Here is a 6,770-nt window from a genome sequence, read left to right on the forward strand (position 1 = left end):
ATTCTTTAATTTTTATTCTCAAAATGTTTATAAAAATAACCATCTACTGTTCTTTTTTTTGCTCTTGTAGTATAAAGTTGACCATCTTTTACATTTTGAGTTACAGTTGAACCTGCACCTATTAAACTATTATCTTCAATAGTTACAGGAGCTACAAACTGTGTATCAGAACCTACAAACACATTTTTACCTATAATTGTTTTATATTTATTAATACCATCATAATTACAAGTAATTGTTCCACAACCTATATTTGTTCCTTCATCAATTTCACAATCGCCAAGATATGACAAATGCCCTGCTTTTACACCAGTTAACTTTGCTTTTTTTGTTTCAACAAAGTTACCAATATGTGTTTCATTTAAAATACTTCCGGGTCTTACTCTAGCCATTGGTCCAACATCAGAATCTTCAATAACTGAATCTTCTACTATTGAATTTGTTTTTATATGAGAATTTATGATTTTTGTATTTCCTAAAAGTGTAACTCCATTTTCTAAAATAGACTCTCCTTCAATAGAAACACCTTCTTCTATATAAATAGTATCAGGTAATCTCATAATTACACCAGCTTTTAAAAACTCATGTTTTAATCTATTTTGATGAATAACCTCTGCATCAGCTAATTCAACTTTTGAATTAACCCCTTTAAAATTCTCTTCATTTACAGCAAGTGGTTTTAGAACTTTTCCTTGAGTAATTGCCATTTCAATTAAATCTGTAATATAATATTCTGCTTGAGCGTTGTCATTTGAAAGATTTGGAAGATTCTCTAGTAAAAATTTTGTGTCAAATTGATAAATACCAGCATTTGCAGTTGTAACTGCTAATTCTTGCTCATTTGCATCTTTTTGTTCAACAATCTTTTTAACAGAACCATTCTCAATAATCACTCTTCCATATCCATCTGCACTTTCAAGTTCAAGAACTGACATAACAATTGTTGCATCTAAATTAAACTTTTTAAGTTCGTCTGCTTGAATTAAAGGCATATCACCATTTAAAACTAATACTTGGTCATATTTTGGAGTTATTCCCATAACTGCACCACCAGTTCCAGGGTAATTTTCATGGTCTTGGATCACATAATTAATACCAGTAAAATATTTTTCCATTTCTGCTTTCACTTTTGAAGCTTGATGAAAAAGAACCACTGTAATATCATCACTTAGTTCTAAGGCTTCCTTTATTGAATAATATAACATTGCTTTACCAGAAATTTTATGTAATACTTTTGGTAATTTAGATTTCATTCTTGTACCAGCACCTGCTGCTAAAATAATAATTGATTTATTAAACATTTATAACTATCCCTCTAAAGTTTCATTTATTTCATTTTTTAAGTTCTCAGTAACTTCTTCAATAGCTCTTCTCATTTTGCTATCTGTAATATTTGCATCTAAAAGAGTATCTAAATTACTTTCTCTTTCTTTAAAAAATTTGGCTACAGATTTGCTTTTTTTATTTCGGTTATACATTAAAACACCAGATAAAATTAAAACCACTACTAATTTTGTATGTCCTAAAATTGCAGCATAATTTAAAATCGTAAACCCTGCATAATCAGCTTCATTTATATTCGCACCAGCAGTAATAAGAAGTCTTGCAATTTTATAATTACCTTTCCATTGAGTATGGTGAAGGGCTGTTCTTCCTTGTTTGTCTTTTATATCTAGATTAGTTTTTTTCGTTAAAAGTTTTTCAACTACTTCTAAATCATTAGCCATAACTGACTTATGGAAAATTGTTCTTCCTTCTTTATCAATAGTATTTACATCAATCCTAAACTTTAATAAAAATACAAGTCTTTCAAGAAAAGACTCTTTCTCTTTTTGATGAGTTATCTTTAATCCATCATCAATCATATATGAAAGTGGCGTATTTTTATCGTTATCAATAACATTTAAATCTGCACCTGCATTAACAACAAGTTTAATCAACTCAATATTATTTTGAATCACTAAATCAAAAAGTACTGTTTTCCCATCTTTTTTAGGGTAATTAATTTTAGGTTTAAAAATTAAAACCTTTTTTAATAAAGCAAAATAATCTTCACCTTCTACTAAATCTAAAAATCTTTTTGAACTTGGTTTTTTATTATTTTGTGTAATTAAAACTGCTTCTGCTAAATCATCTACAATAGTTCTTTCATTGAAATCTTGATGATCAATATCTGCACCTTTAGAGATAAGATGATCTATCATTTCCATATTTGAAGGACCTTTTAATACGGCATCAAAGATAACTGTTTTTCCATCTTTATCTTGAGTATTAACGTCCGCACCTGAAGCAATTAAAAAATCTATCGTGTCATAGTTTTCTCTTTCAACTTCTTTATATAAAACAGTTTTACCATCAGAATCAGTTCTATCTATTGCTAAACCATTATCTATTAAAAGTCCAGTTAATTTAAGATAATTCCGTTCTTTATTTGCAAGACGATATTTTCCTTCTATTTTTTCATCAGAAGATTTTACAATTGCTAAAATTTTTAATATTTCATCCAATATAGTTTTTTCTGCATAATCTTTAATATTTAACTTTATACCTTTTTCTAAAAGTAATTCAATTATAGAAATATTATTTGAGCCTAAAATCACTGCATTAAAAAGGGCACTTTGTCTCTTTTTGTCTACAATATTAATATCAATTCCATTTGATATTAAAAATTTTGTTACTAAATCATTTTCCTTTAATACTGAATAAAACAACGCACTTCGTCCATTATTATCTACAATATTAATATCATCGATATTATTTATTACCTCTTTTATAATTGATAAGTTTCCACCTTCAACTGCATCAAATAAAACTGTTCTCCCATAATGATCAGTTAAAGATAAATCAGGATTTTTTGACATAAGAATTTGAAAAACTTTTTCATTCTCTTCTAAAGCAGCATCTTGAAGTACAGTTCTTCCTGATGAATTAATATGATTTATTGAAGCCCCATTTTCAAGTAAGAATCTTATCATCATACCATCAATTTTATCAACAGCTTCAGACAATACAGTTTTTCCATAATTATCTTCAGCATTAATTTCAATACCATTTTTAATTAAAATTTTAATAGATTCTATTCTTCTTTTAGAGGATAGTTCAAATAATAGAGTTCGACCTTTTGCATCTCTTCTATTTATATTTACACCACTGTCAATTAATTCCTGAATTTTCTTTTCATCAATATAGTTCTTCATTAGTTCTTTATGTAAAGACTCTGCGCCATCTGTTTTGAACATACCTAACATATAAATATTCCTCTAAATTTTACGTAAGTACTAAGATTATACCTAAAATTTTGTTAATTAATGGCGTCTATTTCTTCTATATGGTTTAGAATACTGTTTTGATCTACTATCTTCAGTCAATTTTAAATTTAATTTCAAAGATTTCTCTATAAAAGAATTGAAACTATTTCTTAAAATAACTGCTTTATCATAATCTGGAAAAAGTTCAGGAAACTTATAAGATAACCATAAGTAAAGCGAAATTTTCTTCACTTCATCTTCTACAAGTAATAAATCTTTTTGAGTAATTGCTTTTTTAGGTAAAGTAATTGAAGGCTTATATCTACAAGTTCTACTTTTTATTACTGCTGCGATATAAGCTTCATAAGCTTGAAGAATTATATTTGACTTGGTTGTAATCGGCGCTTGTGCAAGTAGATATTTATCTTCTAAGCTTAAATTATTTTTTTTATCTACAATTTTAGCTGCTTCAATTAAAGATGAGATATTAGAAGCAATAAAAGGACCATCAAAAGTCATATTATCTTTAAAAAATTTCAAAATTTTTGTTAAAGAGTTTGTTTTTATATGACTTGCTAAAGATTCAAGTTGTTCATTATTTATTTTTACAGAAAAAGGTGGTTTGATAGTACGAACTGGTTGTTCAAATTCTTCTTTGATATGTTCTAAAACATCACGTCTAGTTGCACCCAAGAATCCAGCATCGAATAATTTATATCTTCCTGCACGACCTGCTATTTGAACTATTTCATTTACATTTATTTTTCTTCTACTAACGCCATCAAACTTTGTATCTGTAGTAAAGAGTATAGTTTTTATAGGAAGATTTAATCCCATTGCAATAGCATCTGTTGCAATTAAAACTTCACTTTTTTTATGCCTAAATCTTCTCGCTTCATCTCGTCTAACTTCAGGAGATAAATTTCCATAAATGACAGAAACCTTATATTTCTTTTGTAACTTTTGTTTCAATTTTAAAACATCTTTTCTTGAAAAAGCAATTAATGCAGTTCCACTTTCAAGATGATCCAAAGCAGTATGTCTAGGTAAAACTTTTAAAGGAGTTTTTCTTTGATGCTTGATTACTTCTAGCTCTTCCCCTAAATATGAAACAATCTTTTTTACCGCATCTAAAGCATTTACACTTCCTGTCATAATAATAGTTTTAGCAGGACACCCAATAATTGCATTAACCCACGCCCAACCTCGTTCAGTATCATCTAACATTTGTATTTCATCTATAACTGCAACATCCACATCAAGATTAAAATCAATCATTTCAATTGTTGAACAAACATGAGCTGCATCTTCATTTATAATTTGTTCTTCACCAGTTATTAAAGATACATCAATCTTCTCTTCTTTTAAATCTTCATATCCTTCAAGAGCAAGTAACCTTAAAGGTGCTAAATAAAGTCCACTATTTGACTCTTTTAATTCTTTCATCGCATTGTATGTTTTACCTGAGTTAGTAGGGCCTACAAAAAATTTAAGTTTTCTATTTAAACTTCTTGCTAATGGGAAAAGTGACTTTAAATCACAATTTAGTAAAGTCTGTAGTTGTTGTTGCCAATTATCTTTCATGGGCGTATTATAGTAAATAGAATATAATATCAGATTAAACTATAGATAATAAATGAAGGCGATGAATGAATTGTGAATATTTTGGTAAATGTGCTAGCTGTACTTTACATGAAATGAATTATGAAGAACAATTAAATTATAAGTTAGAAAGAGAAAAAAATAGATTTTCAAATTTTACAGATATTGAATTTGATATTATAAAAAGTGAAGAACAAAATTTTAGAAATAGAGCTGAATTTAGAATCTGGAAAAACTTTGATGAAAATGATAATCCAATAATCTCTTATGCTATGAATGATTATGATAAAAAAGCATTAGAAATTGACTCTTGTGAAATTGTAACTTCTCATATAAAAGAAATCATGCCAGTTCTTCTAGAAAAACTTCAAAACAATTTAATACTAAAAGAGAGATTATTTGCAATTGAATTTTTGAACTCAACTACAAATGATATGCTAGTTACTTTAATATATCACAGAAAATTAGAAGATAATTGGAATATTGAAGCAAGTAAAATCCAAGAAGAATTAAATATTAAAATCATAGGAAGAAGTAGAAAACAAAAAGTGATTTTAGAAAATGACTATATAGACGAAATTCTTGAAATAAATGACAACCCTTTTTATTTTAGGTATAAAGAAGGTGGATTTACTCAACCAAATTCAAATGTAAATATAAAAATGATTGAATGGGTTTTAAATAATATTGAAAAAACTGATAATGATTTATGTGAATTATATTGTGGTGGTGGAAACTTCACTATCCCTTTAAGTAAAAAATTCAATAAAGTACTTGCAACAGAAATCTCAAAAACCTCAATAAACTCTGCAAAAACAAATTGTGAACTAAATAATATAAAAAATATTGATTTTATAAGAATGAGTGCAGAAGAATTTGTAGAAGCATTACAAGAAAAAAGAGAATTTAAAAGACTAAAAGATATTGATTTAAAATCATACAGTTTTGATTCTATTTTTGTAGACCCTCCAAGAGCTGGCCTTGATAATACAACAAGAAGCTTAGTTAAAAAATATAAAAATATAATTTATATCTCTTGTAATCCAGAAACACTTCATAGAGATTTAGAAGAATTAACAAAAACTCATAAAATAACAAATTTCGCTATATTTGATCAGTTCGCATACACAAATCATATTGAATGTGGAGTTATTTTAAACAAAGTTTAATTTTAGCTTAGATATTATCTAATATACAAACTGTAAAGGTCACATTATGAGAATCAATACAAACGTTTCATCAATCACAGCACAAGAGGCTGCAGCAAATACAAATAAAAGTATTACTAATTCTTTAGCAAAACTTTCATCTGGTCTTAAAATTAATAAAGCATCAGATGATGCATCTGGTTTAGCAATTGCTGATAAACTTAGAACACAAGCGACATCTATTAATCAAGGTGTTTCAAATGGTAATTCAGCAATTACACTACTTCAAATTGCTGATAAGTCAATGGCCGAACAATCTACAATTTTGGATACTGTCAAAGCTAAATTAATCCAAGCTAATACAGATACTACTTCAGATGAAGGTAGAGAGTCTATTAGAAAAGATATTGTTAAACTATTAACACAACTTGATAATATTGCTGAACAAACTAACTACAATGGTAATGTTTTACTTCAAGCTAGTTCTTCAGATCAAGCATCTTCAGGTGCCTTATCTTTCCAAATTGGTGAGACTGAAAATGACATTATTTCTAATACTGCTATTAGATCAAATACAGCTGGTTTAGGTGGTGGAGACAATGCTGTTGGTTCTGGTTCAACAATTGGTGCTCAATCTAGTATAGAACTTGCAAGTGCTAATGCTATGGTATTGACAGCTACTAATGCTTCTGGTTCAGCGGCGGCGGAGAATGTAGAATTATCTGGAGACCTAGGAACTATTACTGCTACTGGTGATGTAGCAACTATTTCT

5 protein-coding genes are annotated in these 6,770 nt (G+C 28.1%); 2 read left to right on the top strand and 3 right to left on the bottom strand.

Annotated elements, in window-relative coordinates; translation table 11 throughout:
• Nucleotides 1–5: 5 nt before the first annotated feature.
• The 3 genes from glmU to BT997_RS12905 are packed head-to-tail and all read right to left on the bottom strand — an operon-like array spanning nt 6 to nt 4,832.
• Nucleotides 6–1,301, bottom strand: a complete 1,296-nt coding sequence (glmU, locus tag BT997_RS12895; RefSeq protein ID WP_072682355.1) for a bifunctional UDP-N-acetylglucosamine diphosphorylase/glucosamine-1-phosphate N-acetyltransferase GlmU — start codon at nt 1,299–1,301, stop codon at nt 6–8.
• 6 nt (nt 1,302–1,307) lie between these two features.
• Nucleotides 1,308–3,248, bottom strand: coding sequence for an ankyrin repeat domain-containing protein (locus BT997_RS12900; protein WP_072682356.1), 1,941 nt, complete (start codon nt 3,246–3,248; stop codon nt 1,308–1,310).
• Nucleotides 3,249–3,305: 57 nt separating this feature from the next.
• Nucleotides 3,306–4,832, bottom strand: coding sequence for a helicase-related protein (locus tag BT997_RS12905; protein ID WP_072682357.1), 1,527 nt, complete (start codon nt 4,830–4,832; stop codon nt 3,306–3,308).
• 65 nt (nt 4,833–4,897) lie between these two features.
• Here BT997_RS12905 and trmA point away from each other — a divergent pair, with 65 nt between their 5' ends.
• Together trmA and BT997_RS12915 are read left to right on the top strand one after the other, a co-directional pair.
• Nucleotides 4,898–6,019, top strand: a complete 1,122-nt coding sequence (gene trmA / locus BT997_RS12910) for a tRNA (uridine(54)-C5)-methyltransferase TrmA (RefSeq protein WP_072682358.1) — start codon at nt 4,898–4,900, stop codon at nt 6,017–6,019.
• Between the two features lie 46 nt (nt 6,020–6,065).
• The coding region (locus BT997_RS12915; protein WP_174247244.1) for a flagellin at nt 6,066–6,770 on the top strand (705 nt) is incomplete at its 3' end.

This window comes from Arcobacter sp. LA11, from assembly GCF_001895145.1.
In the GTDB taxonomy this organism is placed as follows: Bacteria; Campylobacterota; Campylobacteria; order Campylobacterales; family Arcobacteraceae; genus Halarcobacter.

Bases quoted from the DNA above. Each gene is read 5' to 3' on its own strand.
- glmU (WP_072682355.1), bottom strand. From the start codon at position 1,301: ATGTTTAATAAATCAATTATTATTTTAGCAGCAGGTGCTGGTACAAGA.
- BT997_RS12900 (WP_072682356.1), bottom strand. From the start codon at position 3,248: ATGTTAGGTATGTTCAAAACAGATGGCGCAGAGTCTTTACATAAAGAA.
- BT997_RS12905 (WP_072682357.1), bottom strand. From the start codon at position 4,832: ATGAAAGATAATTGGCAACAACAACTACAGACTTTACTAAATTGTGAT.
- trmA (WP_072682358.1), top strand. From the start codon at position 4,898: ATGAATTGTGAATATTTTGGTAAATGTGCTAGCTGTACTTTACATGAA.